Origin of the sequence: Nocardia sp. CA-135398, assembly GCF_050955845.1 — a bacterium.
Taxonomy (GTDB): Bacteria; Actinomycetota; Actinomycetes; order Mycobacteriales; family Mycobacteriaceae; genus Nocardia.
The window spans coordinates 2584754-2610836 of the sequence record NZ_CP192084.1 but is presented as its reverse complement, the minus strand read 5'-3'; the positions used below and the strand labels follow the sequence as shown (position 1 = coordinate 2610836).

Annotated in this window: 23 protein-coding genes and 2 pseudogenes; 8 read left to right on the top strand and 17 right to left on the bottom strand. The window is 63.1% G+C overall.

Annotated features, from left to right (window positions below):
• The first annotated feature begins 55 nt into the window (after window positions 1–55).
• From ACQP1T_RS11595 to ACQP1T_RS11585, 3 genes are all read left to right on the top strand, one after another.
• Window positions 56–373, top strand: coding sequence for a hypothetical protein (locus ACQP1T_RS11595; protein ID WP_433759935.1), 318 nt, complete (start codon window positions 56–58; stop codon window positions 371–373).
• 56 nt (window positions 374–429) lie between these two features.
• Window positions 430–582 (top strand): hypothetical protein, encoded by a 153-nt coding sequence (locus ACQP1T_RS11590; protein ID WP_433759934.1) that lies wholly within the window; start codon window positions 430–432, stop codon window positions 580–582.
• A gap of 114 nt (window positions 583–696) precedes the next feature.
• On the top strand, window positions 697–1650 hold the full coding sequence (locus tag ACQP1T_RS11585) for a HipA domain-containing protein (protein ID WP_433759933.1): 954 nt from the start codon (window positions 697–699) through the stop codon (window positions 1648–1650).
• Here ACQP1T_RS11585 and ACQP1T_RS11580 read toward each other — a convergent pair.
• A pseudogene (locus ACQP1T_RS11580) lies at window positions 1643–1954 on the bottom strand (23S rRNA (adenine(2503)-C(2))-methyltransferase RlmN); the annotation flags it as partial. The gene ACQP1T_RS11585 and the pseudogene ACQP1T_RS11580 overlap by 8 nt on opposite strands.
• On the opposite strand from ACQP1T_RS11580, the gene ACQP1T_RS11575 reads away from it, so the two are divergent.
• Window positions 1935–3518: an ATP-binding protein gene (locus ACQP1T_RS11575; protein WP_433759932.1), complete on the top strand. Its 1584-nt coding sequence runs from the start codon at window positions 1935–1937 to the stop codon at window positions 3516–3518. The pseudogene ACQP1T_RS11580 and the gene ACQP1T_RS11575 overlap by 20 nt on opposite strands.
• A gap of 738 nt (window positions 3519–4256) precedes the next feature.
• On the opposite strand, the gene rlmN is transcribed toward ACQP1T_RS11575, so the two are convergent.
• Window positions 4257–5366, bottom strand: coding sequence for a 23S rRNA (adenine(2503)-C(2))-methyltransferase RlmN (gene rlmN / locus ACQP1T_RS11570; RefSeq protein ID WP_062993455.1), 1110 nt, complete (start codon window positions 5364–5366; stop codon window positions 4257–4259).
• Window positions 5367–5545: 179 nt separating this feature from the next.
• Here rlmN and ACQP1T_RS11565 point away from each other — a divergent pair, with 179 nt between their 5' ends.
• A complete protein-coding gene (locus tag ACQP1T_RS11565; RefSeq protein WP_433759931.1) occupies window positions 5546–5884 on the top strand; it encodes a LapA family protein in 339 nt (112 codons plus the stop codon).
• 39 nt (window positions 5885–5923) lie between these two features.
• On the opposite strand, the gene ACQP1T_RS11560 is transcribed toward ACQP1T_RS11565, so the two are convergent.
• The 5 genes from ACQP1T_RS11560 to rpsB all read right to left on the bottom strand — a co-directional run bounded on the left by ACQP1T_RS11560 (window position 5924) and on the right by rpsB (window position 10517).
• Window positions 5924–7036 carry a phosphatidate cytidylyltransferase gene (locus ACQP1T_RS11560; RefSeq protein ID WP_433759930.1) on the bottom strand — a complete coding sequence of 371 codons (1113 nt, stop codon included), beginning with the start codon at window positions 7034–7036 and terminating at the stop codon, window positions 5924–5926.
• Between the two features lie 56 nt (window positions 7037–7092).
• The gene (gene frr, locus ACQP1T_RS11555; RefSeq protein WP_040693344.1) at window positions 7093–7650 is read right to left on the bottom strand and encodes a ribosome recycling factor; all 558 of its coding nucleotides are present in this window, start codon (window positions 7648–7650) and stop codon (window positions 7093–7095) included.
• Between the two features lie 49 nt (window positions 7651–7699).
• The gene (gene pyrH, locus ACQP1T_RS11550) at window positions 7700–8428 is read right to left on the bottom strand and encodes a UMP kinase (protein ID WP_062993453.1); all 729 of its coding nucleotides are present in this window, start codon (window positions 8426–8428) and stop codon (window positions 7700–7702) included.
• Between the two features lie 248 nt (window positions 8429–8676).
• Window positions 8677–9501, bottom strand: a complete 825-nt coding sequence (tsf, locus tag ACQP1T_RS11545; RefSeq protein ID WP_433759929.1) for a translation elongation factor Ts — start codon at window positions 9499–9501, stop codon at window positions 8677–8679.
• A gap of 176 nt (window positions 9502–9677) precedes the next feature.
• Window positions 9678–10517 (bottom strand): 30S ribosomal protein S2, encoded by an 840-nt coding sequence (gene rpsB, locus ACQP1T_RS11540; RefSeq protein WP_433759927.1) that lies wholly within the window; start codon window positions 10515–10517, stop codon window positions 9678–9680.
• Between the two features lie 365 nt (window positions 10518–10882).
• Between rpsB and ACQP1T_RS11535 the strand changes: the two genes are divergently transcribed.
• From ACQP1T_RS11535 to ACQP1T_RS11525, 3 genes are all read left to right on the top strand, one after another.
• Complete coding sequence (locus ACQP1T_RS11535; RefSeq protein WP_433759926.1) at window positions 10883–11272, top strand: hypothetical protein; 390 nt, start codon at window positions 10883–10885, stop codon at window positions 11270–11272.
• A gap of 5 nt (window positions 11273–11277) precedes the next feature.
• Window positions 11278–11823 (top strand): M23 family metallopeptidase, encoded by a 546-nt coding sequence (locus tag ACQP1T_RS11530; RefSeq protein ID WP_433759925.1) that lies wholly within the window; start codon window positions 11278–11280, stop codon window positions 11821–11823.
• 69 nt (window positions 11824–11892) lie between these two features.
• Window positions 11893–12411 carry a DUF1990 family protein gene (locus ACQP1T_RS11525; RefSeq protein WP_433759924.1) on the top strand — a complete coding sequence of 173 codons (519 nt, stop codon included), beginning with the start codon at window positions 11893–11895 and terminating at the stop codon, window positions 12409–12411.
• Between the two features lie 328 nt (window positions 12412–12739).
• On the opposite strand, the gene ACQP1T_RS11520 is transcribed toward ACQP1T_RS11525, so the two are convergent.
• The 10 genes and pseudogenes from ACQP1T_RS11520 to ACQP1T_RS11475 all read right to left on the bottom strand — a co-directional run bounded on the left by ACQP1T_RS11520 (window position 12740) and on the right by ACQP1T_RS11475 (window position 25243).
• Window positions 12740–13105, bottom strand: a complete 366-nt coding sequence (locus ACQP1T_RS11520; RefSeq protein ID WP_433759923.1) for a hypothetical protein — start codon at window positions 13103–13105, stop codon at window positions 12740–12742.
• Between the two features lie 78 nt (window positions 13106–13183).
• A complete protein-coding gene (locus ACQP1T_RS11515; RefSeq protein ID WP_433759922.1) occupies window positions 13184–15082 on the bottom strand; it encodes an alkyl/aryl-sulfatase in 1899 nt (632 codons plus the stop codon).
• A 49-nt stretch (window positions 15083–15131) separates the two neighbouring features.
• Window positions 15132–15440, bottom strand: a complete 309-nt coding sequence (locus tag ACQP1T_RS11510; RefSeq protein WP_433759920.1) for a DUF202 domain-containing protein — start codon at window positions 15438–15440, stop codon at window positions 15132–15134.
• Window positions 15437–15802, bottom strand: coding sequence for a YidH family protein (locus ACQP1T_RS11505; protein ID WP_433759919.1), 366 nt, complete (start codon window positions 15800–15802; stop codon window positions 15437–15439). The genes ACQP1T_RS11510 and ACQP1T_RS11505 overlap by 4 nt, the downstream gene beginning before the upstream one ends.
• Before the next feature lie 218 nt (window positions 15803–16020).
• The gene (locus ACQP1T_RS11500; RefSeq protein WP_433759918.1) at window positions 16021–16749 is read right to left on the bottom strand and encodes an acetoacetate decarboxylase family protein; all 729 of its coding nucleotides are present in this window, start codon (window positions 16747–16749) and stop codon (window positions 16021–16023) included.
• Window positions 16750–17260: 511 nt separating this feature from the next.
• Window positions 17261–18181 (bottom strand): tyrosine recombinase XerC, encoded by a 921-nt coding sequence (locus tag ACQP1T_RS11495; RefSeq protein ID WP_433759917.1) that lies wholly within the window; start codon window positions 18179–18181, stop codon window positions 17261–17263.
• Between the two features lie 371 nt (window positions 18182–18552).
• On the bottom strand, window positions 18553–19737 hold the full coding sequence (gene dprA, locus ACQP1T_RS11490; RefSeq protein ID WP_433762146.1) for a DNA-processing protein DprA: 1185 nt from the start codon (window positions 19735–19737) through the stop codon (window positions 18553–18555).
• 1010 nt (window positions 19738–20747) lie between these two features.
• A pseudogene (locus tag ACQP1T_RS11485) lies at window positions 20748–20846 on the bottom strand (hypothetical protein); the annotation flags it as partial.
• Between the two features lie 280 nt (window positions 20847–21126).
• Window positions 21127–21297, bottom strand: coding sequence for a hypothetical protein (locus ACQP1T_RS11480; protein ID WP_433759916.1), 171 nt, complete (start codon window positions 21295–21297; stop codon window positions 21127–21129).
• A gap of 772 nt (window positions 21298–22069) precedes the next feature.
• Window positions 22070–25243, bottom strand: coding sequence for an NACHT domain-containing protein (locus ACQP1T_RS11475; RefSeq protein ID WP_433759915.1), 3174 nt, complete (start codon window positions 25241–25243; stop codon window positions 22070–22072).
• Between the last annotated feature and the right edge of the window lie 840 nt (window positions 25244–26083).

Here is a 26083-nt window from a genome sequence, read left to right as displayed (position 1 = left end):
GGACATCTGGGGTATCCGCTCGAACGAGACGATCCATCCGAACGGAGAGGACGCCATGAACCCTGGAGCCGACCAACCCGCATCCGACCGGCTGCGCTCCGACTTCCCGGACCGCGCACGCCACACCAGAAATCACGCGGGCGAATTGATCGCCGACACCCACAACTGGCCCGGCGTCATCCTGGTACTGCTCGGCGTGGTCGGTGCCGCACTGACGCTCACCGCCGCAGGTTACGGATTCGCCGGTTGGGCCATCGTCGCGGGCATCGCCACCGCCCTGTGCCTCATCTGCGGCGGCGGACTCATCCTCGCGGAGCACCGCCGAGTCAAGACCGACGAAGGCCGCGAACTGCTCGAGCCGGGAGGCCACTGACCCGCAGTCACAATCGGCGGTGCGCTCAGCAGGCCATTGACGAACCCACGGCCGAGATGCGCTCGGCCGAATTAGTCGCATCCCTCGCACTGGCCACCGATCTCGGCCTCGGCCAGCCGGAAGCGCATGTGCTGGGCCAGACCGTCATCGCCACCCGGCAGGCGGCGGCCGCCGGCCTCTCCGAGGACGAGCAGGCCGCCGCCTTCTGACAACACGTCTTCTACCGCGACCGACCGCATCGAATCCCTCGACCTGCTCTGCTCGGGCTGGAATGCCGCACGCTCCTAACCTTCGGCGTCTTACGTTGCGATCGCAACGATTAGATGCGATGCACGTGCATAACTGTCGAAGGCCGGTGCTATCGCTGCTATAGCACTGTTGATGACCTGTCGTCGGCGGCTAGCTCGATCGGCCTCGCGAGTGTGCGGGTCGGCTCGCCGGACAATTGCGCCGCGAACGCAATGAGTCCCGGCAGCACCCTCGACCGCACCGCGCTACCCGGAGTCCAGATCAAGGTCTCCGCACAAATGATTTCGACTCCGATTTCCACTACGGGCGGCCCAGCCATTCTCAAACTCAATCCGCCGCAGTACCCGTTCATGGTCGAGAACGAGAACTTCTTTCTCGACATGGCCGACGCGTGCGGGATCCGAGTTCCTGACCATCAGCTCGCCACCGACGCAAACGGTCGCACAGCGCTGCTCATCAGCCGGTTCGACCGCAGAGTCGAGCACGGCGAGATTCGCCGCCTCGCCCAAGAGGATGCCTGCCAGATCCTGGCCCGATACCCCGCCGCCAAGTATCGGATCACGTTGCAGGAAGCCATCGAAGCCCTTGCCGACGCCGTCACCTCGGGCCGTGGCTCATCTCCCCTCGCCACCCTGCGAATGCTCGAAATCGCGGCATTCAGCTACCTCATCGGCAACGGCGACCTGCACGGCAAGAACCTGTCGATCCGCCAGAATTCCGACGGCATCTGGGAAGTCACCCCCGCCTACGACCTGCTCTGCACCCAGCCGTACCTCGACTGGCCGGACCCCATGGCCATTTCGCTATACGGACGCGACGCAAAACTCGCGTACCACTGGTGGGCGGAAGCGGCCACCCGCCTCGGCGTCACCACGCGGGCCATCAACCGCAGCCTGGCACGGATCGTCGACGCATCGGAATCGTGGACCCACCGGGTCGCAGAAATCGGCTTCGACGACAAAACCACCTGCCACCTGGCAACCCTCATCGCGGAACGACGCAAAGAGCTCCGACAATCACCAGCGTGATCCTATTACCTTGCGTCCCAACAGGATACGGTTCTACGGCGCGGGCGGCATCGAGAACCTCGGCGACCGGCCAGCGGTTGTTCACCGGCACCAGCGTGTCGCGCAGTTCGTCATCCGGGGTGTGTAGCGATACCGCCAAGGTGACCGAGAGGTCCTCGTCGGCGAGCTTACGAATGGCCGGAGCCAAGCCGACCGTGGAAACGACCACGTTGCGCTGAGAAATACCGAAGCCGTCGGGCGCGGGTGAGGTGATGCGACGAACCGCGGCGACCACCCGCTTGTAGTTGGCGAGGGGTTCACCCACCGCAAATAGTGTTCAAGTCGCCGACCTGCGCAGCTACCGAATTGTACCAACGTTGCCAAACTGCCAGATAGTATCGCGTTCGATAGTATCGCGCACGATAGTATCTACCCGTGAGCCTTGGAGGCGTAGCTTGGTCGACTTCATCGGACGACAGCGCGAACTGAACACACTTGCGACCACACTGGCCGAAGTGCAGACAGAAATCGGAACAGCAAGGCCAGGACGCTGCCTGATCTTGCGCGGGCGACGCAGGATTGGCAAGTCCGCATTGGTAGAGGAGTTCGTGGACCGGAACGGAGTACCGAACGTCTTTCACACCAGCGAGATCGGCTTCGGCACTGATCCGCTCACCGAGTTTGTCGACGCCGTGCGCAGTTCTTCGCTGCCGGACGCCGATATCTTCGCCGAGGCACTCCCCGGCAACTGGACGGCAGCGCTGCGCCAGCTCGCCGGCATCCTGCCGGACGACCAGCCGAGTGTGGTGGTGCTCGACGAACTGCCGTACCTCATGGATCCGGCAGGTGCGTTCGAGAGCATTCTGCAGCGAGCTTGGGATCGCGAACTCTCACGCAAACCGGTGCTGCTGATCCTCATCGGTTCCGATCTCGCCATGATGCAAGCACTCACCTCATACGGACGGCCGTTCCACCAACGCGGCACCGAAATGCGTCTAGGACCACTCAATCCAGCCGATGTGGCGACGATGACCGGTCTGGAACCGGCAGCCGCCTTCGACGCCACGCTGGCGACCGGAGGACTACCGGTCATCGCAGCGCGTTGGCGAGCGGGCGAGGATGTCTGGGCATTCCTTGCCCGAGAATTGGCGGACCCGGTGAGCCCCTTGGTCGTTTCCGCACAACTGTCACTGGCCGCCGAATTTCCGGACCAGACCCAAGCACGACAGGTGTTGGCGGCAATCGGCAGCGGCGAACGGACCTTCACCAACATTGCTAGAGCGGCCGGCGGCATCGCGCACTCGACGCTGACACGGGCTACGGAACTGTTGACCAGCAAGGGCATCGTCGCGGCGGAGTTGCCGATCAGCCTCATCCCCTCCAAAGAACGCCGCTACCGGATCACCGACCCGTATCTGCGCTTCTGGCTGACCTTCCTCGGTCCCCATCTCACCGAATTGGACCGTATGCGCCCCGACCTTACCCTCGAACGAATAAATCGCGGATGGACGAGCTGGCGAGGCCGCGCCATAGAGCCGCTGGTCCGGGAATCACTCGCACGTCTGCTTCCTGCACACGCCATTCCGGCGACACCCGCAATCGGCGGCTACTGGACCCGCAGCAACGACGTGGAAATCGACATCATCGGGGCCGACCGCGAACCCGTAGCGCACGAACTGGCATTCCTCGGGTCCATAAAGTGGCTGGAAAATTCGCCCTTTGATAACCACGACCTGTCCGCGCTCCAGCGCCACCGCCACCGCCTCACAGACGAACCGGTCCCCCTGATCGCCGTCACCCGGTCCGGAGTCACCACCGAACACCTCGACGCGGTATTCACCCCGGCAGATCTCCTCGAAGCCTGGCGACCTCACAGTGACCAGCCGTGATGATCGACAGGACACTGCGAAAGTGCCGGAAGGCTTTTCGGACGGTGCCAAACGCTACTGGAGGTTTCGTTCCGCTGCGGTAACCCTGAGTTCGGCTGTTCCAACCAGGCGATCTTGCCCAATAGACCCGCATCAAGGATGCTCACCTCAGCGCTCACACAATCATTCCGCGTCAGCAGGGGAGCACAACGAGATCCACACCGTTTTCCGGTTCGTTAGGCATGCGCACATCCGACCAAACACCCAGTAGCTGCTCATCTGCTCTGGGCTCAGAATTGCTCGGCCGCAAGCAATCTCGAGTAGTTCTCTGATTGTGCCGCTAACAAAGATCGACTACACCCGGTTCCCGAATCGTGTCTCCTGTTGTAGTCCTTTATACGGGGTCTGACCGTCGAGCCCGCCGTGGGTCGATGGTAGTTGCAATAGTCTTGCCACTCTTTGAGGACCAGGGCTCGAATGGCTGCCCCGCCCTCGGCGAAGAGGGTTCGAACATCCTTGTCCAGAGCACCTCGATTACCCCATCCAACCTGACCTACGAGTGGCAACGTCCAGTCACGCTCGAGGTTGCAGCCGAAATCGAACGTACGACGCTGCATCTCGGTCATGCCGAATAGGCAACTGAGGAGAAGTCAGACAGCGTCCGCAGAAACGCTTCCTCGAGGAACTGATGCTCCGTTGATTCAGCCACGGGACAGAATCGTGGATGCTGACGGCTCTCATGGCAAGAGCCGTCAGCGATTACCCTTCTGCGGCCAACTGCCCGCAGGCGGCGGCGATCTCCTGACCACGCGTATCACGCACCGTGCACGGAACACCCTGCGCGTTGACGCGCCGAACGAATTCCTGCTCAACGGGTTTCGGGCTGGCATCCCACTTGCTACCCGGCGTCGGGTTCAATGGGATGACATTGACATGCACGCGGGAGCCGAGGGCCTTGTGCAGCTTCGCGCCGAGCATATCGGCACGCCACGGCTGGTCGTTGATATCGCGGATCAGCGCGTATTCGATGGACACTCGACGGCCGCTCTTGTCGGCGTAGTAGCGGGCGGCATCGAGAACCTCGGCGACCGGCCAGCGGTTGTTCACCGGCACCAGCGTGTCGCGCAGTTCGTCATCCGGGGTGTGCAGCGATACCGCCAAGGTGACCGAGAGGTCCTCGTCGGCGAGCTTACGAATGGCCGGAGCCAAGCCGACCGTGGAAACGACCACGTTGCGCTGAGAAATACCGAAGCCGTCGGGCGCGGGTGAGGTGATGCGACGAACCGCGGCGACCACCCGCTTGTAGTTGGCGAGGGGTTCACCCATGCCCATGAAGACAATGTTGGACAGGCGGCCCGGACCACCGGAGACCTCGCCATCGCGCATGGCGGCGGCCGCGGCACGAACCTGGTCGACGATTTCGGCGGTGGAGAGGTTGCGGTTGAGGCCGCCCTGGCCGGTGGCGCAGAACGGGCACGCCATACCGCAGCCCGCCTGGCTGGAGATGCAGAGGGTGGCGCGGTCGGGATAGCGCATCAGCACGCTTTCGAGCAAGGTGCCATCGCCCGCACGCCACAGGGTCTTTCGCGTCTCGCCGCCATCGCAGGCGACATGCTTGACCACCGACATCAGCGGCGGAAACAGTGCGGCGCCGATCTTTTCGCGCACCGCGGCGGGCAGATCGGTCATCTGGTCCGGATCGGCTTGCAGTCGGCCGTAGTACTGGCGCGCGATCTGATCGGCACGGAACTTCGGCAGACCGAGCTCCTCGACCGCGGCCTTGCGCCCGTCGGCATCGAGGTCGGCGAGGTGCCGCGGCGGCATGCCACGGCGCGGAGCGTCGAAGACGAGGGGCAGGGAGACGGTCATAGTCTCTCTAGTGTCCCATCTCGCGGGTGCGGGCCGAACCGAAGGTGACCATCACGACGCTCGACGCGACGAAGGTCACGTTGCGATCGGACCGCGTGCGCGCTCTGCCTCGATCACAACATGCCAGTCGGCGGACGGAAATGCGTGCACCGGCGATAGCGATCGACAATGATCGACGTATGACCAGTCACGTCGAGCCGTCCGAGCCGGAGCGAACCGGAGATATCGCGCCAGCGCCGACCGCTCGTGAAACGGTGGCGCCGACCGGTCGCAAGTCAGTGGTGAAGTCCAGAACCGGCGACACCTGGGTCGCGCTGGTCACCGCGACGCTGATCGGCATCGTGCTGCTGATCTTCATCCTGCAGAACCTGGAACAACAGCAGGTGGATCTGTTCTTCTGGAGCTTCTCCCTGCCGGTCGGCATCCTGGTGCTGCTGTCGGTGATCGCGGGTGCGTTGGTGATGGCGCTGGTCGGTGGGGTGCGGATCATTCAGCTTCGGCGCGCGGCGAAGCGTTAGACGCACGTGCCGTCCATGCTTCGCATGGATGGGATGACCTCAGAGCAAGGTGGACAGCACCAACCAGGACACGAAAGCCGACGGCAGCATCGAGTCGAGACGGTCCATGATGCCGCCGTGGCCGGGCAGCAGGGTGCCCATATCCTTGATGCCCAATTCCCGCTTGACCTGAGATTCGATCAGATCGCCCACGGTCGCGACCAGAACCAGGCCGACGCCGAGCACCACGCCGATCATCGAATTGGCTTCCAACAGCAGAGTGACCGTCAACAGACCGCCGATCACGCTGAACACCAGCGAACCGCAGAAGCCCTCCCAGGACTTCTTCGGGCTGATCGCGGGCACCATCGGATGCCGCCCGAACAGTACACCCGCGACGTAACCGCCGACATCGGAGCAGACCACCAGGATCATGAAGGTCAGCACCCGCAGATTGCCGTCGGGCTCGAGCAGCAGCAGCGTCGCGAACGAGGCGAGCAGCGGGATCCAGGCCAGGGTGAAGATCGTGATCGCGGTGTCGCGCAAGAAGTTTCGCGGCGCGGTCTGCAAGCCGTGATCGAAAAGACGCCACACCATGCAGATCAGTGTGGTCGCGGCGAAAGCGCCCAGTACACCGCTGGCGCCCCACGGCCAGCCGAGCCAGAACACCGCCTGACCACCGACGATGAGCGGGATCCGTGGAACAAGGACATCCGCCTCCCGCAGCCGCTTGGCGACCTCCCAGGTGGCGACGCCGACTCCCGCGGCCGCGACACCGATGAATACCTTCGGCACGAACAGCAGGATCGCGATGAGCGAGAGACCGAGCCCGAAGCCGACCGCCAAGGCGGCGGGCAGATTCCGGCCGGCGCGGGAGGCGGGAGTTGCCGGTTCCTCCGAGTTCGCTTGCTGGGCTGGGGCATTCACCGGCTCGGCGGTTGCGTGTTCCGGAGTCGCGGGCCGACCGGTCGACGCCACCGGCATCGACGATTCCCGACGTGCGACCTCGGATGTCGTGGACTCGGTGCGCACGGGTTCGGGAGGTGCGGCTTCGGGAATCGCGGCATCGACCGCGCGCCCGTCCGTCGCATCAACTGTGCCGTTGGCCGGCCTCGGCTCCTCGGCCGCACCGGTCGCGGCGGCGTTCTCGGCCACGATTGTCCCGTCGCTCAACTCGTCGTTCCGTTCGTCCCCCGCCCGAGCGGGCCCGAAAGATCCGGCCTCGGACCTCAGACCTCGAGCAGTTCAGCTTCCTTGTGCTTGACCAGTTCATCGACCTGGCCGACATATTTCGCGGTGGTCTTGTCGAGCTCCTTCTCGGCGCGCCCGACCTCGTCCTCACCCGCCTCGCCATCCTTCTGGATCCGCGACAGTTCGTCCATCGCCTTGCGCCGGACGTTTCGAATCGAGACCTTGGCGTCCTCGCCCTTGCCCTTGGCCTGCTTGGCCAGTTCACGGCGCCGCTCCTCGGTGAGCTGCGGGACCGAGATCCGAATGATGTCACCGTTGTTGGTGGGGTTCACACCGAGATCCGAATTGCGGATCGCGGTTTCGATCGCGCCGAGCGTCGACTGCTCGTACGGCTTGATCACCACCATCCGCGGCTCGGGCACGGTTATGCTCGACACCTGCGTAATCGGGGTCGGCGAACCGTAGTAGTCGATGACAATCCGTTGGAACATACCCGGATTCGCTCGACCGGTACGGATGGACCCGAGATCGTCCTTCGCCACCGAGACGGCCTTCTCCATCTTCTCCTCGGCGTCGAAGAGCGCTTCTTCAATCACGACCGTTTCCTCCACAGCGTCGTCATCGTCATGATCCGCGGGCGCGGGGTCAGGACCGAACCAATGTGCCGATCTTCTCACCGGCGACCGCACGGGCGATATTGCCCTTCGTCAACAAATTGAACACCAGGATGGGCATCTGGTTGTCCATACACAGGCTGAAGGCCGTCGCGTCGGCGACCTTCAGGTCACGCTCGATAACCTCTTTATGCGTGATCTCGGTGTACATGGTCGCGCTCTCGTCGACCCTGGGATCCGCGGTGAAAACGCCGTCGACGGCCTTGGCCATCAGCACCACATCGGCGCCGATCTCCAGCGCGCGCTGGGCGGCGGTGGTGTCGGTGGAGAAGTAGGGCATGCCCATACCCGCACCGAAGATGACCACACGGCCCTTCTCCAGATGCCGCTTGGCGCGCAGCGGCAAATACGGCTCGGCGACCTGGCCCATGGTGATCGCGGTCTGCACCCGGGTGTCGATGCCCTGCTGCTGCAAAAAGTCTTGCAGCGCAAGGCTGTTCATCACAGTGCCGAGCATGCCCATATAGTCCGAACGGGCGCGTTCCATGCCGCGCTCCTCGAGTTCGGCGCCACGGAAGAAATTGCCGCCGCCGATCACCACGGCCACCTGGACACCGCTGGAGACCACCTCGGCGATCTGCTCCGCGACCGTCTGCACCACATCGGGGTCGAGGCCGACCTTGCCGCCGCCGAACATCTCCCCGCCCAATTTGAGGAGCACCCGGCGATATCCTGGGCGGTCGGTCCCGGGGTCCGTCATGGGTGTTCGTCTCCTTCGGCGATAGATTTCGGTCTGTCGATACAGCACGTGGGCCGGATGGCAACGCGGAGGCTCAATACGGAGCGCCCTTATCCTGCCCTACTCGGATTCGATGTGGGTAGAAGACCCCCTCGGACGCAACGAACTCGCCCGGTCAGGCTCGAGAATTGCGGATGAACGGACAACGTCCGGACAGCCGAAACCCCTCGTACACCGTATCCGGAGCACGAGGGGTTTCACGGGCTTTATCAGGCCTGGCCGACCTCGAAGCGGGCGAAGCGGGTCACGGTGACACCGGCCTCGTCCAGCAGCGCCTTGACGGTCTTCTTCGAATCGGTGACCGACGCCTGCTCCAGCAGGACGACGTCCTTGAAGAAGCCGTTGACGCGGCCCTCGGTGATCTTCGGCAGCGCGGCCTCGGGCTTGCCCTCTTCCTTGGCGGTCTGCTCGGCGATGCGGCGCTCGTTCTCCACCACGTCGGCCGGCACATCGTCGCGGGTCAGGTACTTGGCCTTGAGCGCGGCGACCTGCATGCCGACCGCACGCGCGGCCTCGGCGGCGGCGTCGCCCTCGCCCTGGTACTCGACCAGCACGCCGACGGCGGGCGGCAGGTCGGTGGCACGCTTGTGCAGGTAAACGGCGACCGGGCTGTCGAAGGATACGACCCGACGCAGCTCGAGCTTCTCGCCGATCTTGGCGGCGAGCGCCTGCAGCGCCTCATCGACGGTCTGACCGTCCAGCTTCAGCGCCTTCAGCGTGTCCAGGTCGGCGGGCTTGGCGGCCGCGGCGGCGGTCACGATCTTGTCGGCGAGGCCCTGGAACTCGTCGTTCTTGGCGACGAAGTCGGTCTCGGAGTTGATCTCGATCAGCACGCCGTCCTTGGCGGCGACCAGACCCTCGGCGGTGGCGCGCTCGGCGCGTTTGCCGACGTCCTTGGCGCCCTTGATGCGCAGCACCTCGACGGCCTTGTCGAAATCGCCGTCGGTCTCGACCAGCGCGTTCTTGCAGTCCATCATCCCGGAGCCGGTGAGCTCCCGCAGCCGCTTCACGTCAGCGGCGGTGTATGTCGCCATGGGTGGCGATCCTCCTGTGTGTTGTTTCGGGTGGTAACACCACCTTGCCGACCGCTCCTATGCAGGAGAGGTCGGCAAGGTGAACAGACGCTCCGCGATGACGGCTACGGGGCCGGAGGCGGTAGCTTGCGAAACTACGCAGGCCCCGCCGCCATCGCCGTCGAACACTGCGACGATCAGGCGTCGGCCGGGGTGGCAGGGGCCTCGGCGGCAGCCTCGGCCTCGGCCTCGGTCGCCGCGGGGGCGGCCTGCGCGAGCAGCTCCTGCTCCCACTCGGCGAGCGGCTCGCCCGCTCCGGCTTCCGGCTTCTCGTCACCGGAGGAGATACCGGCCCGCGCCTGCACGCCCTCGGCCACCGCGGAGGCGACGACCTTGGTCAGCAGAGCGGCGGAACGGATCGCGTCGTCGTTACCCGGGATCGGGTAGTCGACCAGGTCGGGATCGCAGTTGGTGTCCAGGATCGCGATGACCGGGATGTTCAGCTTGCGCGCCTCGCCGACGGCGATGTGCTCCTTGTTGGTGTCGACGACCCAGATGGCCGAGGGCACCTTGGCCATGTCGCGGATACCGCCGAGGGTGCGCTCCAGCTTGTTCATCTCACGCGTGAGCATGAGGATTTCCTTCTTGGTGCGACCCTCGAAGCCACCGGTCTGCTCCATCGCCTCGAGTTCCTTGAGGCGCTGCAGGCGCTTGTGCACGGTGGAGAAGTTGGTGAGCATGCCACCCAGCCAACGTTGGTTGACGTAGGGCATCCCGACGCGAGTCGCCTCGGCCGCGATCGACTCCTGGGCCTGCTTCTTGGTGCCGACGAAGAGGACGGTGCCGCCGTGGGCGACAGTCTCCTTGACGAACTCGTAGGCCTTGTCGATGTAGGTCAGCGTCTGCTGCAGGTCGATGATGTAGATGCCGTTGCGGTCGGTGAAGATGAACCGCTTCATCTTCGGGTTCCAGCGCCGGGTCTGGTGTCCGAAGTGTGCGCCGCTGTCGAGCAGCTGCTTCATTGTTACGACAGCCATGGTGCCGTATCTCTCTTTCGTTGCCGGTTGCCGCGACGAATCGGTGATCCGCCGCCCTGGCGCCTCCGAACCATCGGACCCGATCACGAGGATCAGGACCAGCCGATGATTCCCTGCTCCGCATGCACTGCCGATTCACGAAGCCGAGCTCCGGTTCGAACAGCGCCGTTGCGAACAAGCACGGGGTGGCGCGCGAAGTCGGTCCGTGCAGGCACAGACCGCTCGACCAGTCTACGGGCTGAGGGGGTGAGTTTCTAAATCGCCCTGTCATGGGTCGAAACGAGCCGTCTCCACAACCTGGCGAGTTGTCCACACTCGCCGAAGCGGGGGTACTGCGCCTGCCACGCGCGGCCGACGCTTGAAGCATGAATCGCATAGCAATCTCGATGACGATGCTCATCCCACCGCTGTTTCTGCTGTCACTGGTTCTGGCACAGCCGGTTTCGGCCGCACCACCGAATGGCGGGGAGGCTGTGGCGCTGCCATGGGGTCCGCTGGGAAACGCTGGGCGTGATGGCTGGTTCCCGGGATCGGAAGGGGGGTACGGGGAGTGCACGGGTTCGGCTTGTCCGACGCCGCGGTCAGGCGATGGGCTGGCGCGGGTGCCGGATCCGCTTCGGGTTGCGCCGCTCGCCACCGAGATCGCACGTGGCGGCGGGTCCGGATCGGCGAGTTCGTTGCCGCGGGTTTTCGGCGATCTGCTGTCGCGGCTGCTGGATCTGGTTCAGCAGGCTCCGCTCCGACTGCCGCGCTGACTCGGATGACTCGCCTCGGCAGGGTCGATGGGCGCTATCGTCGGCGACTGATTTCGATCATCCTCGGGGTCATCGCTCTGCTGGGACTCGCTGCGGAGCAGTCGGTTTCGGCTACTCCGCACGGGGAGTTCAGTTGGCCGCTGCAACCACGGCCCGCGGTCGAGCGGCAATTCGACAAACCGGCACAGGACTGGCTACCCGGGCATCGCGGGGTCGATCTGGCAGGTGCGCCCGGACAACCGGTCTTCGCGGCCGGGGATGGAATTGTGGTGTTCGCCGGAACGGTCGCGGGCAAACCGGTCGTATCGATCGATCACCCCGGTGGGCTTCGAACCACGTACGAGCCGGTACGAGCAGAGGTTTCGGTGGGCCTGCGAGTTGCACGCGGAACGCGAATCGGCAATTTGGAGGCGGGACACGAGGGTTGCGCAGCTGCGGCGTGCCTGCATTGGGGTGCGAGACGAGAAGCGAGCGGGCACAGCCGACGTGAGTACATCGATCCACTCGGACTACTGCACCCGACTCCCCTGCGACTGAAACCGGTGACATGAATCCGAGGCCGAGCGGTAACTTCGGAGGACGGTCTTCCGTCGTGCCGGATCCGGGACGAGGATCGGGTTATGGGATATGCGCTCGGGGATCCGCCGTTCACCTATACCGAGGTCGGCGCGACCAAGGCGGCACTGCCCGCGGGCTATCACCGGTTTCGATTGCGCCGCCGGATCGGATCCGGGCGGGCGCTGTTCGAGTGTGCGGGTGCGGAGATCCTGGCGTATCGAATGCAGAAGGGCACCGGCATCTTTCGGGAAGCCGACACACTTACTGCCGAGCCGGGAACACGGCTGACGGTGCGGTTGGGCGTCGGTCCGGTCGGCATCACCGCGCCGTGTCGGGTCGTGTATGTCCTCGACGAACCCGACCGGCGCGGCTTCGCCTACGGCACCCTGCCCGGACATCCGGAAATCGGCGAGGAACTGTTCGCCGTCGAATACGACCCGACCGATGACGCCGTCTACGCCGTGGTCACGGCCTTCTCCCGCCCCGGGGCCTGGTACGTCCGACTCGGCGGACCCGTGGTTCGAGCAATCCAGCGCATCATCGCCGGAAAGTACATCGATACGCTCCCGACCTCCGCCTAGGATCCGCACAGCGCCCGGCTCGGACAGCGGATTCGGCTGCCGCACGGCCGAATTCGCCGCACGCAACTCCACTGCGCGCCCGGTCCAGCGCACCACCGCATGCCGACGCGCGAGATCCAGGCCTGGTAGGCCTATTTGCCTCGATGGGCGACAAACGAAAAGCGTGCGCCGATGAATTGATCGGCGGCCATGCAGGCGTCGCGCTCCCATCTGCGCACGCGCGAGAGCGCTCGACGTCGGGCACCGCGTGCGACGACGACACGCTCCGCGACCAAACAGCCGTACCGCACCCATCACGGCACGCGCGCGACCGCTCGGCGTCGCGTACCTAGAGCTGCGCTTCGAGTGCGGCGGCTTCGGCGCGCAACAGGTCACCGTGCTCGGGGCGCCCGAGAGTGTCGTATTCGGCGGCGGCCTGCTGTCGGTCGGCGATTTCGGCGCGGACGATCTGTTCGATATCGGCCTCGGTGAGATCGCGGCGGCGAGCTTCGGCGGCGCCGAGTCCGACCGCGCTGGTCTCGATGGCACCTGCCTTGATGTCCACGGTGTCGATGGCTTCGGCGTTATCGATGGCACCGAGGGCGGAGCGCAGTCCGGAGATCGCGCTGCGGTCGCGGGTCTTCATCGCGGCGGACAGCGCGGTGCGCAGGCGCTCGCGCAAAGGTACGGATTTGTCGATGGCTTCGGTGGACATGGTCGCCGACCATACGTGCCAGGACATCGCGCGGTCGAGCGATTTAGCCGAGCGACTCCGCGAGGTCGCGGCGATATCTCAGGGGGTGACGATGGCGAAGTTCGGATCCGGCGCGTCGATCACCCCGACCACCGCGTTCAGCCTGCTGGGATCCCCGGTAATGGCGATATCACCCGCGGCGACCAGTGCGCCGAGATTCTCGCCCGCCAACAAGGCTCGAATCAGGATCGGCCTCGTCAAGGTGAAAGCTGCATCCGGATCGGGCAACTCGGCGCCGTCCGGCTTGTCGTAGTGAACCATCAGGCCGTTGCGCAGTTCGAGGCGGTGGGTGCGTCTTTCATCGGTAATGTGCCAGTCGATCACGACGCGCAGATTCCACGCCTTCGGTCCGTCGATGCGCAGCGCGATCGCATCGAAGATCTGCTCGATGGTGAGTGCCGCGAGCATGGTGGGCGCATTCGTCGACGTCGGCGTGCCGAACGAGCCGTTGCGCAGCTCATGGGCGCCGCTGAGGTAGAAGTTGCGCCAGGTAGCATTCTCCGCGCCATAGCCGAGCTGCTCGAAGGTTTTGGCCTGCAACGTTTTCGCCGCCTCGTTCGATGGGTCGGCGAAGATGACGTAGTTGACCACCTGCGCGACCCACCGGTAATCCCCTGCGTCATAAGCGGTTTGCGCCTTGCGCAGCACCTCGTCGGCACCGCCCATGAATTCCACATGGCGCCTTGCGGATTCGACCGGCGGATGCTCCCACAGATGCGCGGGATTGCCGTCGAACCACCCCATGTACCTCTGATAGATAGCCTTGACATTGTGGCTGACCGAGCCGTAATACCCGTGCGTATGCCACGCATCGGCGATGGCCGGTGGCACCTCCAGCATCTCGGCGATCTCACCACCCAGATACCCCTGATTGAGCCTGCGCACCGTCTGGTCGTGCAGGTATCCATACAGGTCCCGTTGCAGCGAAAGGTATTCCACCAGCCGCTCGGTACCCCAGGTCGGCCAATGGTGCGAGGCGAAGACCACATCGGAATTGCGGGCGAACAGATTGATCGACTCGGTCAAATACTTGGCCCACACATGCGGGTCACGCACCAGCGCGCCACGCAGCGTCAGCAGGTTGTGCATGGTGTGCGTCGCGTTTTCGGCCATGCACAGCGCACGCATATCCGGGAAATAGAAGTTCATCTCGGCGGGCGCCTCGGTACCGGGGGTGAGCTGGAAGACGATCCGAACCCCGTCGACCGTCTCTTCCTGACCGGTGGCGGTGATGTCCACTGTCGGTGGAATCAAGGTGACCGTGCCGAGTGACGTGGTCTGTCCGAGCCCCGCCCCGACCTGCCCCTTCGGACCTCGCGGCAGCGCCGCGCCATACATATAGGCCGACCGACGCGCCATTGCCGTTCCGGCATAGATGTTTTCGGCAACCGCATGCTCGAGGAATCCGGCCGGTGCGAGCACCGGACAGCGGCCCGCGGCGACAGCGTCAACCGTCGTCACACCCATCGCACCGCCGAAATGGTCGGCGTGCGAATGGGTGTAGATCAATCCGGTCACCGGTCGATCACCCCGATGCGCGCGATACAGCGCCAGGGCCGCCGCTGCGGTCTCCGCCGAGATCAGCGGATCGATCACGAGCACACCGGTGTCGCCCTCGATCAGCGTCATATTCGAAAGGTCGAGACCGCGAACCTGATAGATACCCGCAGCGACCTCGTACAGTCCCTGCTTGACAACCAGACCGGACTGCCGCCACAGGCTCGGATTGACCGAGACCGGGCAGCTTCCCCGCAGGAATGCATAGGAGTCGTTGTCCCACACCACCTTTCCGTCCGGCGAGCGCACCTCACCGGGTTCGAGTGCCGCGATGAATCCGCGGTCCGCATCCGCGAGATCGTCCATATCGGCGGGCAGTGCGGCAGCCGCTCGTTGCTGCTCGGCGACGATGAATTCGCTCGGCTCGGTCGCTGTGCTCATATCCATCCTCCTGTGGTTGTCAGCCGAAACATGTTCGGCCCGCAGCGGATTAGGGCCGTGGATCCGTGAACCCGATTGCGGCCGCGACGCATGCGACGGCCAGCACCGCCAGCACTGTCGCGGCAATGACGCCCCCGCCGTGGCCATAGCGTCCTTGATGCAAGGCGCGGTTGCGCAAAAAGGACAGGGCCGCAAGGGCTGCCATGGTGATCGCCGCGCCGGTCGGTGCGATGGCGACGGCCCGCCACCCGTTGCTCGCGGCATGATTGAGGAAGAGCGCGGCGACGACCATCGCGGCAATGGCCGTGCGACGCCACGCCAATGCGGTGCGTTCGGCGGCGAGACTCTTGGGGGTCATCGGAACAACACGACCACGCACGCGAATACCGACACGACGGCGATACCCGCCGACAGGATCGGCACCATGATCGTGTCCGGTAGCGGTTCACCGTTTCGCATGGCCCGACCGACACGTCGCCAATGTCCGTACGCGCCGATCGCGATGATCACCGCGAGCACAATGCAGCTCATGGCGAGCGTGCGGCGCAACCCCGACATCCGCATCGGCTGCACCAGCGTGTGCACCGCGACACCGCCCGCGAGCAGACCCAGCGAGGTACGCATCCAGGCCAGGAAGGTGCGTTCGTTGGCGAGGGTGAAGCGGTAATCGATCTCCTCTTCCCCTTCCTCGGATTCCTCGGCGGGGTTGGGGAGGGTCATGCCGCCTCGGCTCGGGTCGCGGGCTCCCTCGGCGGTGCCGGTTCGGTCGATGCGACGGTGCCGAGGATTCGCACTACGCCGAGGTCGTCGTCGGAATTCACGGGCACCTCTCCATCGCTGGTCGGTTTCCTGCCGCAGGCGAACGCTCCGCTACGTCAGGTTAACCACCGGCGTTGTGGTCGTCCACGAAGATCACGATCTCGGGAGCGGGCTCCCGGTCAGAGCGGGGTGGCGTCGTGGAAGGTCATCGCCAGCCGATCGACGGACGAGGCCATGAGTGCTCGCTTGGGTAATCCGAGGGAGCGCAATTCGTCGGCCCAGGCGTGCTCGCCGAGGGACAGTTCGGCGCCACCGGGGCGAGCGCGCATGCCGGACGGCTCCATCTGCCATTGCGTGCAGCGGGTGATGCCGTCGATATGGGAGTACGCATCGAAGGAGGAGCCGCCGCGGCGCTGCGGGACGGCGAGGCCGGGGCGGATGGTGAGATCGACGATCAACTGCCCGTTCTGATGGAGTACGCCGCGTCGCACGCTGCCCTCGTGCTGTGCGTCGAAATCGGCGATTTCCTTGGGGAAACCCCAGATGCCGCGGCCAGCGGCCAAGGTGAATTCACCGTCGACGGGGAGGCGATGGATGAAGACGCCCGCGCCCCCGGTGGAAAGCGCGCGCAGATCACCGAGCGTGCTGGCGGGCCCAGCGGTGTGGTGCCGGACCATGAACGACACACCGAACTCGTTGTACGGCCCGAGGTCGCCATCGATGTAATCGACGAAAACGAGCGTGCATATGGCGCGACCACCGGGCAGGCGGAGAATCTCCAGGCCGGAGTAGTCGATGAGTCGCTGCGCGGCTGCCGCCGATACCGAGTAGGTCGCCATGAAGGCATGCGCAAGCCGAATCCGCACCGGCATCCGCACTTCCTTGCCCAGCACCGTATGCGTATTCATCGGATCCACCTCGGGACGGCAGTGCAGCATGCACCGCTCTCGAACTCGGCAAAACGTGCGGTGTTCACGAATCCTCCAAACTGGAACTCGTGTCAGAATAGCCGCCATTTCATGATTGATACAGCACTAACCGTCATGAGAACGCGTTTCAAATTTCGTCTGCGAGCATGGGCGATGGGGACAATTCGTGTCCAGTTCGCATACCACCTGTCGGCTGCGCACACCCGGAACCGCACCGAGCAGGGAGGCGGTTTCAGCCGATTGCGCCCGGAGACACCTTCGCCCCGATCAGGGCCTCGTACACATTCCCGTCCGCCACGCCGGTGGACACTCAGGAGGGCAACTTTGGTCCCGATTCCGCCTGCGCAACAAGGACAGCGCAGGGCCTCCAGTCCGATGGTCCTGCGCCATTGCTGCTGGCGGCCGCGCGCGGCTTGGCGATATTTCCGGCCAGGACAGCGCGCCTCGCCCAAGATCGGGCGCTGATCCTCGTCCGCCGATCTGCGGAACGTCAGGCGCGGGGATGGGCTTGGTCGTGCACCTTTTTCAGGCGCTCGATAGAGACGTGGGTGTAGAGCTGGGTGGTTGCCATGCTGGCGTGGCCGAGGAGTTCTTGCACGACGCGCAGGTCCGCCCCGCCCTCGAGCAGATGGGTTGCGGCCGAATGGCGCAGGCCGTGCGGCCCCATATCGGGTGCGCCCGGAATTGCCGAAACGACCTCGTGGACAACCGTTCTGGCCTGACGCTGGTCGAGTCTTCTGCCGCGACGGCCGAGCAGCAGCGCACGGCCGGAGTCGGCTGTCGCAAGTGTGGGGCGGCCGTATTGCAGCCAATTCGCGATCGCCTCGTCGGCCGGAACTCCGAAGGGCACCGAGCGCTCCTTATTACCCTTACCGATGACGCGGACCAGGCGCCGTTCCCGATCGAGATCGTCGAGATCCAGACCGCACAACTCGCTGACCCGAATGCCGGTCGCGTACAGCAGCTCCACGATCAGCCGATCCCGCAATGCCATCGGATCGCGTTGCACCGCACCGGATTCCGCAGCGTCCATAGCCGCTACCGCCTGCTGCGTACCGAGTACCGCAGGCAACACCCGATGCGCCTTCGGCGACCCGAGCCGCAACCCGGGATCGACCGACAGCCGCCCGGTACTGGTCAACCACGCGGTGAACGTCCTCGCCGAGGACGCCCGCCGCGCCATGGTCGTCCGCGCCGCCCCACCGGCCGACTGCGCCGCCAACCACGACCGCAACAATGCCAAATCCATTTCCCGCACGGCCGAATCCGACGACCGCGCAACCAAATGCCCAAGCAACGACCGCGCGTCCCCCACATACGCCCGCGCCGTGTGCACCGAACGATTCCGCCCGAGCCGCAAATGCCGCTCATACTCCGCCAGCAACGCCTCGAGATCCTCCGGCAACTCCATCCCCCCACCGTCACCGCCCCCACCCCCCTTGGCAAGTAAGCACGCCGCAACGACACTGCTTTCCCCGCCGTAGCCACCCGTCAAGCGCCAGCCTTCCGACACTGCCGTGCACGAGACTGCTCCGATGGTGGAGCGCCGATCCTCGCGGCTATGCATGCGGCCCGTGGTTGGCAGCGGGCTGGACGCGAGGTTCCACTCATCGCGCAAATGCCCCGCGCAGCTCAACGCAGCTCCTTTGGGACAGCGAGTTCGCGTCGCGGGCCCAGCACAGCTTCGTCGCGGACGAGCGCACGTCTGTTGTGCGACGCACGAGGACACGTTGCGAAAGCCCGGTCGTCGAGTGAGCTGTGATCGGCTCGGGCGTGAATATTTCATCGGCTCGGGGGATTTGCGGTTCGGTGCCAACCGTTTTCGTCCATGCCTACCAGGCCCGCGAGTTCGAGGGCGGGGAGGATGGCGCGGACGGTGGGGAGGTCCAGGCCGGAGTTTTCGGCTATGGCGCGGGGTTGGCGGGAGCCGATTCTGGGGAGGGTGGCATACACCGATGCTTCGTCGCCTTGTAATCGGTCGCTCGGGTCGGACGGCTGGGAAGTTGGAAGTGAAAGGCGTAGTGGGCCTGCTTCATCGATGACCTCTTCGGCGCGGGTGACCAGGAGGGCCTCACCTTCGCGGATCATGCGGTGGCAGCCCGAAGAGGAGGCGGCGGTGACGGGGCCTGGGATCGCGAGGGCGGGGCGACCGAGGCGGCGGGCCCATTTGACGGTATTCCGAGCGCCGCTGCGTAGTCCGGCTTCTACGACGAGGACACCGTCCGCCAGCGCCGCGATCAGGCGATTGCGGGCCAGGAATTGGTTCTTGTGGGCAACCGTGCCCGGCGGGTATTCGCTGACTACCAAACCGGTTTCGGCGATCTCGGCCAACAGTCGCTCATGCTGGGCCGGGTACGGGCGATCGACGCCGCACGCAAGGACGGCAATCGTCGGAGCACCGACGGCGAGGGCGGCCCGATGCGCCATACCGTCGATACCGAATGCGGCACCGGAGACGATCGTCCAGCCCTGGGCGGCCAGATCGCCGACGATCTCGCCAGTGACATGCTCTCCATATCCGCTGCTGCATCGCGCCCCGACCACCGCGATCGCCCGCTCGCTCGACTCCGACAACGATCGCGGTCCCCGCACCCACAACGCCAACGGCACCGCCCCGTCACGGTCGCGTCCTGGCTCGAGTTGGCGCAGCCCGAGCATCCGCCAGGCAGGCCACTCCGGATCGTCCGGAGTCACCAACCGCCCCCCGAGCCGTTCGATAAGCTCGATATCCCCTGCCGCACTATCGATCTCGCGCCGCTTGGCGGTCGGCCCGAGCAACGACTCCGGCAACTCACACTCCCGCACTGCCCGCGCCGCCTCCACCACGCCTACCGAATCGATCAATGACGACAACGCCGCACACGGCCCCTGAACAACCCGCGACAAATACGCCCACGCCAACCGACGCTCATCAACATCCCCACTGGAAACCGCGGACTCCGAACCATCGGACGCCCAACCATCCAGATCCACAACCCCATGCCTCGAGCGCCCCCTGCCACCCACCCACGCGCCGGCGCACCCTGCCGCATCCGCCCCGGTGACCACCAGTGCGACCGGATAGGTTTCACTGCTCAACGACGCACCCACAGTTCCCGTTGCCGCAGCGCCACTCACCGAAGCAGCGGATCCGCCAGCTGCCGCTCGCTCTGCGGAAGCCGATGCGCTTTCCGAATCCCCTGTAGCGCACCGACCATCGGCTACCGAAGATCGCGCGACAGGGTGACCACCGCAAGCCGACGCCGCGCAATCCGAGGCATCCGAGCCACTGCCCGTCGACGCGGCCGAACGCCCCGCGGCGGCGGAGCCGCTATCTGCTGTCGCCCCTCCGAGATCCGAGGCGGTCCGCCGAGTGCGCGCTGCCCTACCAGTTCTCCCCAAGGCCTTTGCAGCACTCGCGTCTGCGGCAATGGATCCCGTCACAGGAATCCCACCGTCGACCGGGTGGTCGCATCCTGCCGACGCACCCGCAGTTCCCGTTGCCGGAGTACCAATCGCCGAGGCAATGGATCCGCCGCCTGTTCTCGCTTCTGCATGACCAGCGGCAACGTCCGAATCAGCTGTGGCACAGGGGCTGTCGTGCTGCACCGCTGCGGGACCACCGCCACAAGCTGCGGCAGCTGGGCGATCCGAGGTGTCCATCGCTTCGGCCGCACACCCGGGTGTCGCGGATGCGTCGCCCACCGCAGCCTCTGGATGTCTTGGGGCATCGACCGCTCGCGTCGCGCAATGCCCGCTGCCCATCATGGTGCCCGTGGCACCGCATGCGGGACAGTCGCCACGCGCCGTGATGGCTGCACAATCCGAGACATTGCCCGGACAGCCAACGGCGGCAGGGCAACTCGCTGCCGTCGCCGCGAGATCCGAAGCGGTCGCGCCGATGTGCGATGGACCAGCACGCCCCGAGGTATTTGGACCGCCAACCATGTCCGGCGCAACGGACCCGCCGATCGGGCGCTCATCTCCCGTGGCCCCGCTCACTGGGAGCCCCGTTGCCGGAAGTTCAAGGCGGCCAGTACGTCTTGGGCGCTGGGTTGGTCGGCGTTGCGGAGGTCGCAGATGGTCCAGGCGACCGCATGGACGTGTGGATAGCACTAATGATCGCGTAGCCTGAACTCAGCAATGGGCTCCGGCTGTCGGATTAGTCGCGCTGTCCCATGAGGTTGGTTCCGCCGGTCGGGTCGGCAACTCGTCGGTCTCGCTGAAGTGCTGAGACGACCCCCGAGCCGGATGCGGCGGAGGTGCGCATTTTCCCGCGAATTCGCCACGAAAACCCCGCGAAAAACGCGCCGATTCGACACCTCCGCCTCCCTTAGGAGCACCCCAACAGCAATCACCCAGTTACTACCGTCAGGATCAGTCCGGGTCGACGGGAGCGAGTAGGGCGGCCTCGGTGCTGAATGGGTAGCAGCCGGGCGCGGTTTTGTCGACGGATTCCACGATGGCACGGTCGCCGCCCAGTTCGAGAACCTCGAATTTCGATACGCCGCCTGCTGCGAGCAGGACTCGGTCGCCGATGTTCACCATGCCCGCAGCCTATCTTTTCCAACCGACCGGTTTGTGCAATCATCGAAAATATGTTCGATAATTGGCGGCCGGTCTACCAGGTAGAGGGGCGAGTCGTCACCGATCCGGAGCGGCTATACCGGATCCGTAACGGTTGGGTTGAACCAGCGCCGGTCGCCTGCCCGCGTGGGCACCCTTTCGGGCCGGGCCGAGCGACCGTCGGCGCCGTGCCCTGCCTGGAAGCGAGTAGTCACCATCGAGTCCACATCTGCAACGTCTGCCGATATGCGGTGTACACGCCATCGCTTACACCGAAGTGTGACCATTAGATTATGAGATCAAACACTCTCGCACTGTGCTAACCAGCAAAGAACCTGCATGTCACAGAGCATTTCGCCATAATCTACTGGTGTTCGTTCTGTCGACATTCGAGTCACTTCCGATGACTCCAACATCGTTGCAATACCGCTAGCCCCCGTATAGGCGAATGGCGCCGCTCGATGTCGGCGTCGTCGACCTCACCTAAATGCGCTCCTCCCCTCGGCAAAGGACGTCAGCCGCGGAAATTCCCGTTCGAAGGCAGACCCGCGCCTCGGTGCATCGGTACCTCCATGCACGGGTCCGCCAGCTCTTCGCGATCAGAATAGACCCTGCCCTGCCTTGCGCGGCCGGACGACACCGTCCGGGATCCAGCAGATGACCTAGCGGCATGCCGAGGAGGTCGGGACCGAAAATATCCATCCCAACCAGTTCCGGCTCGCACAAACCATCTTTCCGGCAGGCACAAATCTGCTCAACTCCATCCATATGGAAGAATCATATCAATGAACCTCTTGTCGCCATTCGGCAGATGGTGGGCTGTTTTCGTGTGCGCGACTTCGACTTGGTAGTCCATTTCGGAAAGGAATGAAAGATCTACTGCGTCGGAACCAGCACCCTGACAGTGCATCACGGCAAGGCGGCGGAGATTCTTCAATTCTAACAATGGAGAGAGGTCAGACGGAAGAATGACTCCGTATAGACCCATGCTAGTCAATTCAGGAAACTGGGCGATCACCGCTTCTAGATATTCGGAGATATCACAATTAGAAAGGCTTAAACTACCTAGGCTGGAAATGGAGATACGAGCTACACTCTCAGCCGCTTTGGAGCCCATCACAAAGACCGAAGAGAGTTCCTCGTGAGAGCTCAAAGTCGACAGGTCGAAAACGCTGTTTACGCCACTAATAGCTATGTCGAAGAGCAGTGGGGGCAATGGCCCGAGAGTCACCTGATTAGGAGAAATTTCGATTTCTAGTGATCGAAGATTAGAAAAGTCTGCCAGCAGTTCGAGGTCGTTTACCGAATTGTGCGAATCTGAGCCAGCGAGACCCAACATCTCCAAACTCGCGCCCAGCGGCGTTTTAGCAATATCGGCGAGACTATTTTCACCCATCAGATACTGAAAAGACAGAGACTTCAGTGGAGGGAGTCGATCAAAGTCAATCGAACTAAATCGCACCGGACTGAGCACATGCAAAAAACGCATACTACCAATATGATAGATCGATCGCAGCTTACGTGAATCCACGTAGACAGCAATTCCCTCTGTGGATTCGATGCGCGAAAGAACTTCTATAGCATACCTGTCGGAATCGTCAAAATACTCCCAACCTGCGACTAGTGCGTTATGAACGCTTGGTCGGCCATCACCTGCATATGCTCGGAGCAACGGGATGATTCGGTCACCACCGATCAAAGTCGCCGTACGCGCAGTCGCAGCTGCAGACACCGAGCTCAAACCTCCGATGGCCTCCGGCAACCGTTTACGCACGGGCTCGCCGACCAATGCCAACGACCACGCATCATCGTATCGCCGTGGCGGTACCAAATCATCAAGGACACTTTCAATACGTGAGTTCAAATCGTCATCAACAGAATTCATAGTCTCAAGGCATGCAACCACCAGCAAGCGCAGTTGGCGACGGTGCCTAGGCTCATGATTTGCCCGTTCGATCATCCCTGTGATCAATTCGTCTCTTTGACGAATATTGGCATGTCCGGCTACCATTATGATGGTCTCACGCCAAATATCTAAGTGCGCCCGCCCAATTATATTTCCTATCCGATCATCCTGGGCAATCGCAGCCGCAGCCAAATATTCTTGAAACGTTCGATGCACAAAGTCGATACGACCTTGCGCAGGCATCCTCAAGATGCCAGAGCGCACCAGTAGGAATTCTAGAACGAGACCGGGATCTATTTCCAAATGCCGGATCGAAGCGACCTTGGCTTCCACGTAGCCCTGCGCCTTTTCATATGGAAGTTCACTTCGATTGTTGTCGGATAATCGCCAGGCCAAATCGCGCAAAATATCAACTTTTTCCGTCAAACCCAGAGGAATTTCCTCGGCGCTCGGCACGTGTCTTTCTGAATCGCGCCGCTGCACAAGCAACTCGACTGCTATCGAGTACATCTCCATTCTACTTCTAGGAAGCTGCCTAGCCCGGCTGAGATTCAAAGAACACAGCATTGCCGCCAAAAGAGGGTTTGACGCCAGCGAATAGAGGTGTGGTCGATCCTTTAGGCTGGTTACGAGCGCGCGTTCATGCCTAGGTAAGTCCTCCAGTGAACACGGAAGGTCTTGTCCGCTGGCGCCCACAGCCTGGTGCCACTGCCTGATGAAATAGCCTAGATCGGCGCGCGTCATGTGCTCAAGCACAATCGCAGTAAATTCTTCATCCAAAAGCCAATCTTGTCGTGCAGCGGCAGGTCGCGACGTCACCACCGTTCGCACGGACGGATAGAGCGCAAGAATATCTTGAAGCCATTTTTTGACATGGCGCCGATCCTTCGGAAGCAATTCATCAACGCCGTCAACCAGGAGTACGACATTTCCTGAGTTAAGTTGCCGGTCGACCCAACCGCGCGGCATCACGCTGGCCAACACTCCCGCGGAATCGTCTAGTAGCTCGCTGATTTTCGGCATCGGCTTAGAACCATAACTCCGCAAACGTATCATTATTGGAACCGCACCATTCCAATCCAACAATGCGCCAGTGAAAGCGCCTCGAGCCGCAGTAACAGCAAGCCATCTAAGCAAGGTTGTCTTTCCGGAGCCAGCTTCACCTCGTATCAATACCCGTGTCTGGTTCCTCAGCGCAACATCAACTCGGAGGCCACCGCTAGATTCATCCTCTGTCATTCTGAAGTTATGCTTCAAGCTGGCAGCGGACCGACGTGAAATGGATGCACCTTTTTCCGAGGCTACTTTCAAAGTAATGTAAGCCATCGAAAGTTTGGTCCGGAGTGGGCGCTCTGTGGCAAAACTAAACATTTCCACATCGTCTAGTGTATTGCTGATGAACGCTAGATACTTGGTCAAGAACAGTGCATCATGATCGACACCTTCAGGAGAATATAGTGAGCGAACGGGAAGCCTCTCGATGATCTGACTAATCTCAGTCCCGATATCGCCGACCCGCGAAAGCAACTCGGCTATCGCTCTTTCAGAAAATGCTGGTAGATGCTTTATTATGCGTACATAGTAGTTGCAGCATTCACTAAGGATCTTTTCATAAAGCTCAGATCCGGATTCGCTAAGTCCAACCGGAGCAGTAAATTGCGCCCGAACAGCTCGCCCCAACTGTAGCGGATCGGCGTCAATCTCGAATATTGCAGAGTCACTCAAATCCGTCTGCTCGAATGCCTGCGCAATACTTGCTACTATAGAATCTCTCTCCCCCTCGCTCAAACCATGAAATTCATGTTGGAGCATAGGTTCCAGCCTCGTTGCGACGGTATCGGCAATCTGCTCAAATTGACGCTCAATGCTTCGTTGCTGCCGCAGCCCCGGCACATATTGCCGAATCAACTCGTTCATCTCCAGCGAATTACTGACCTTTTGTTTTTTATTCGAAAATAATATTCGAGCAGCCCCTCCCATGATCGCGGTGCCAATTCGTATCGCAACGACCTCGACGCTCAACTATTCCTCACTTTTCATAAGGTCGAATCCTCGCACGATTGCACCCCTCAACACGCATGAATCGGGCGCGCGGAAGTTCATGCGTAACAACCGTACGGTCTGCTTCATATGCCCTACTAAATGTAGGCACGATACAACAATTACATCGATCCTCAGAATAATACTGCAAACCGAGTGCACGTTGGATAGAGATGACTGATCGCCGTACTGGACAGTCGCTCATCCTTGGCCTAAAGCGACTCGTGTCTTACGACTTTCACAGATGGGACAAACCCATGTAGGACAGCCGCCGCTGTTTCGCCTGGTCAGCGGCCCGTCTTGACCCTACGGATCAGATAGTCACTTGGGGTCAACGCGATGCCATGCAGCCGTCCCGGGCTCCACCGAACGAGTGTTGCCCTTACACGGGCGGAATCTTGTACCGGTTCCCAACGCGGCGTGCCGCGACCTTGGATGATCACGCAATCCGAAACTGGCATCATGAGCGAATCTGGGATCGATGAGGTCGAGATCCGCGAGAGCCACCCGCCATGTGATTGCTGCCGATGTGACAGCCAACGGTCCGGTCCGAGCGGTCCGTCTGCTTTTTGGCCCTGGTGTGGGTCGGGTTGCACAGAGAGGCGGGCAGGCACCGCCTGCCCGATAAGGCCTGCCTTTTTCGCGTAGAGGCTCCGGGGTCAAGGGTGGCCGCCAGGCCATCGGCGCAGCCGACGCCGCCAGGCGCCCTTGACGCTGGAGGGGCGCGGAAACACAATGCAGGCCGACCCACCACCAGGGCCACGCGGCCACCGGCCGCGGATGTTCTTTCGGCGGGCTTCGACCGCGCACGGCCACCGTTGA

Coding starts and splice junctions, on each gene's coding strand:
- rpsB (WP_433759927.1), bottom strand. CDS start 10,517: ATGGCTGTCGTAACAATGAAGCAGCTGCTCGACAGCGGCGCACACTTC.
- rlmN (WP_062993455.1), bottom strand. CDS start 5,366: ATGACCGTCTCCCTGCCCCTCGTCTTCGACGCTCCGCGCCGTGGCATG.
- ACQP1T_RS11500 (WP_433759918.1), bottom strand. CDS start 16,749: ATGAATACGCATACGGTGCTGGGCAAGGAAGTGCGGATGCCGGTGCGG.
- ACQP1T_RS11480 (WP_433759916.1), bottom strand. CDS start 21,297: ATGGTGAACATCGGCGACCGAGTCCTGCTCGCAGCAGGCGGCGTATCG.
- ACQP1T_RS11595 (WP_433759935.1), top strand. CDS start 56: ATGAACCCTGGAGCCGACCAACCCGCATCCGACCGGCTGCGCTCCGAC.
- ACQP1T_RS11535 (WP_433759926.1), top strand. CDS start 10,883: ATGAATCGCATAGCAATCTCGATGACGATGCTCATCCCACCGCTGTTT.
- pyrH (WP_062993453.1), bottom strand. CDS start 8,428: ATGACGGACCCCGGGACCGACCGCCCAGGATATCGCCGGGTGCTCCTC.
- ACQP1T_RS11505 (WP_433759919.1), bottom strand. CDS start 15,802: ATGACCCTCCCCAACCCCGCCGAGGAATCCGAGGAAGGGGAAGAGGAG.
- ACQP1T_RS11510 (WP_433759920.1), bottom strand. CDS start 15,440: ATGACCCCCAAGAGTCTCGCCGCCGAACGCACCGCATTGGCGTGGCGT.
- tsf (WP_433759929.1), bottom strand. CDS start 9,501: ATGGCGACATACACCGCCGCTGACGTGAAGCGGCTGCGGGAGCTCACC.
- ACQP1T_RS11515 (WP_433759922.1), bottom strand. CDS start 15,082: ATGAGCACAGCGACCGAGCCGAGCGAATTCATCGTCGCCGAGCAGCAA.
- ACQP1T_RS11520 (WP_433759923.1), bottom strand. CDS start 13,105: ATGTCCACCGAAGCCATCGACAAATCCGTACCTTTGCGCGAGCGCCTG.
- ACQP1T_RS11525 (WP_433759924.1), top strand. CDS start 11,893: ATGGGATATGCGCTCGGGGATCCGCCGTTCACCTATACCGAGGTCGGC.
- ACQP1T_RS11495 (WP_433759917.1), bottom strand. CDS start 18,181: ATGGAGTTGCCGGAGGATCTCGAGGCGTTGCTGGCGGAGTATGAGCGG.
- ACQP1T_RS11585 (WP_433759933.1), top strand. CDS start 697: ATGCGATGCACGTGCATAACTGTCGAAGGCCGGTGCTATCGCTGCTAT.
- ACQP1T_RS11530 (WP_433759925.1), top strand. CDS start 11,278: ATGACTCGCCTCGGCAGGGTCGATGGGCGCTATCGTCGGCGACTGATT.
- ACQP1T_RS11590 (WP_433759934.1), top strand. CDS start 430: ATGCGCTCGGCCGAATTAGTCGCATCCCTCGCACTGGCCACCGATCTC.
- ACQP1T_RS11565 (WP_433759931.1), top strand. CDS start 5,546: ATGACCAGTCACGTCGAGCCGTCCGAGCCGGAGCGAACCGGAGATATC.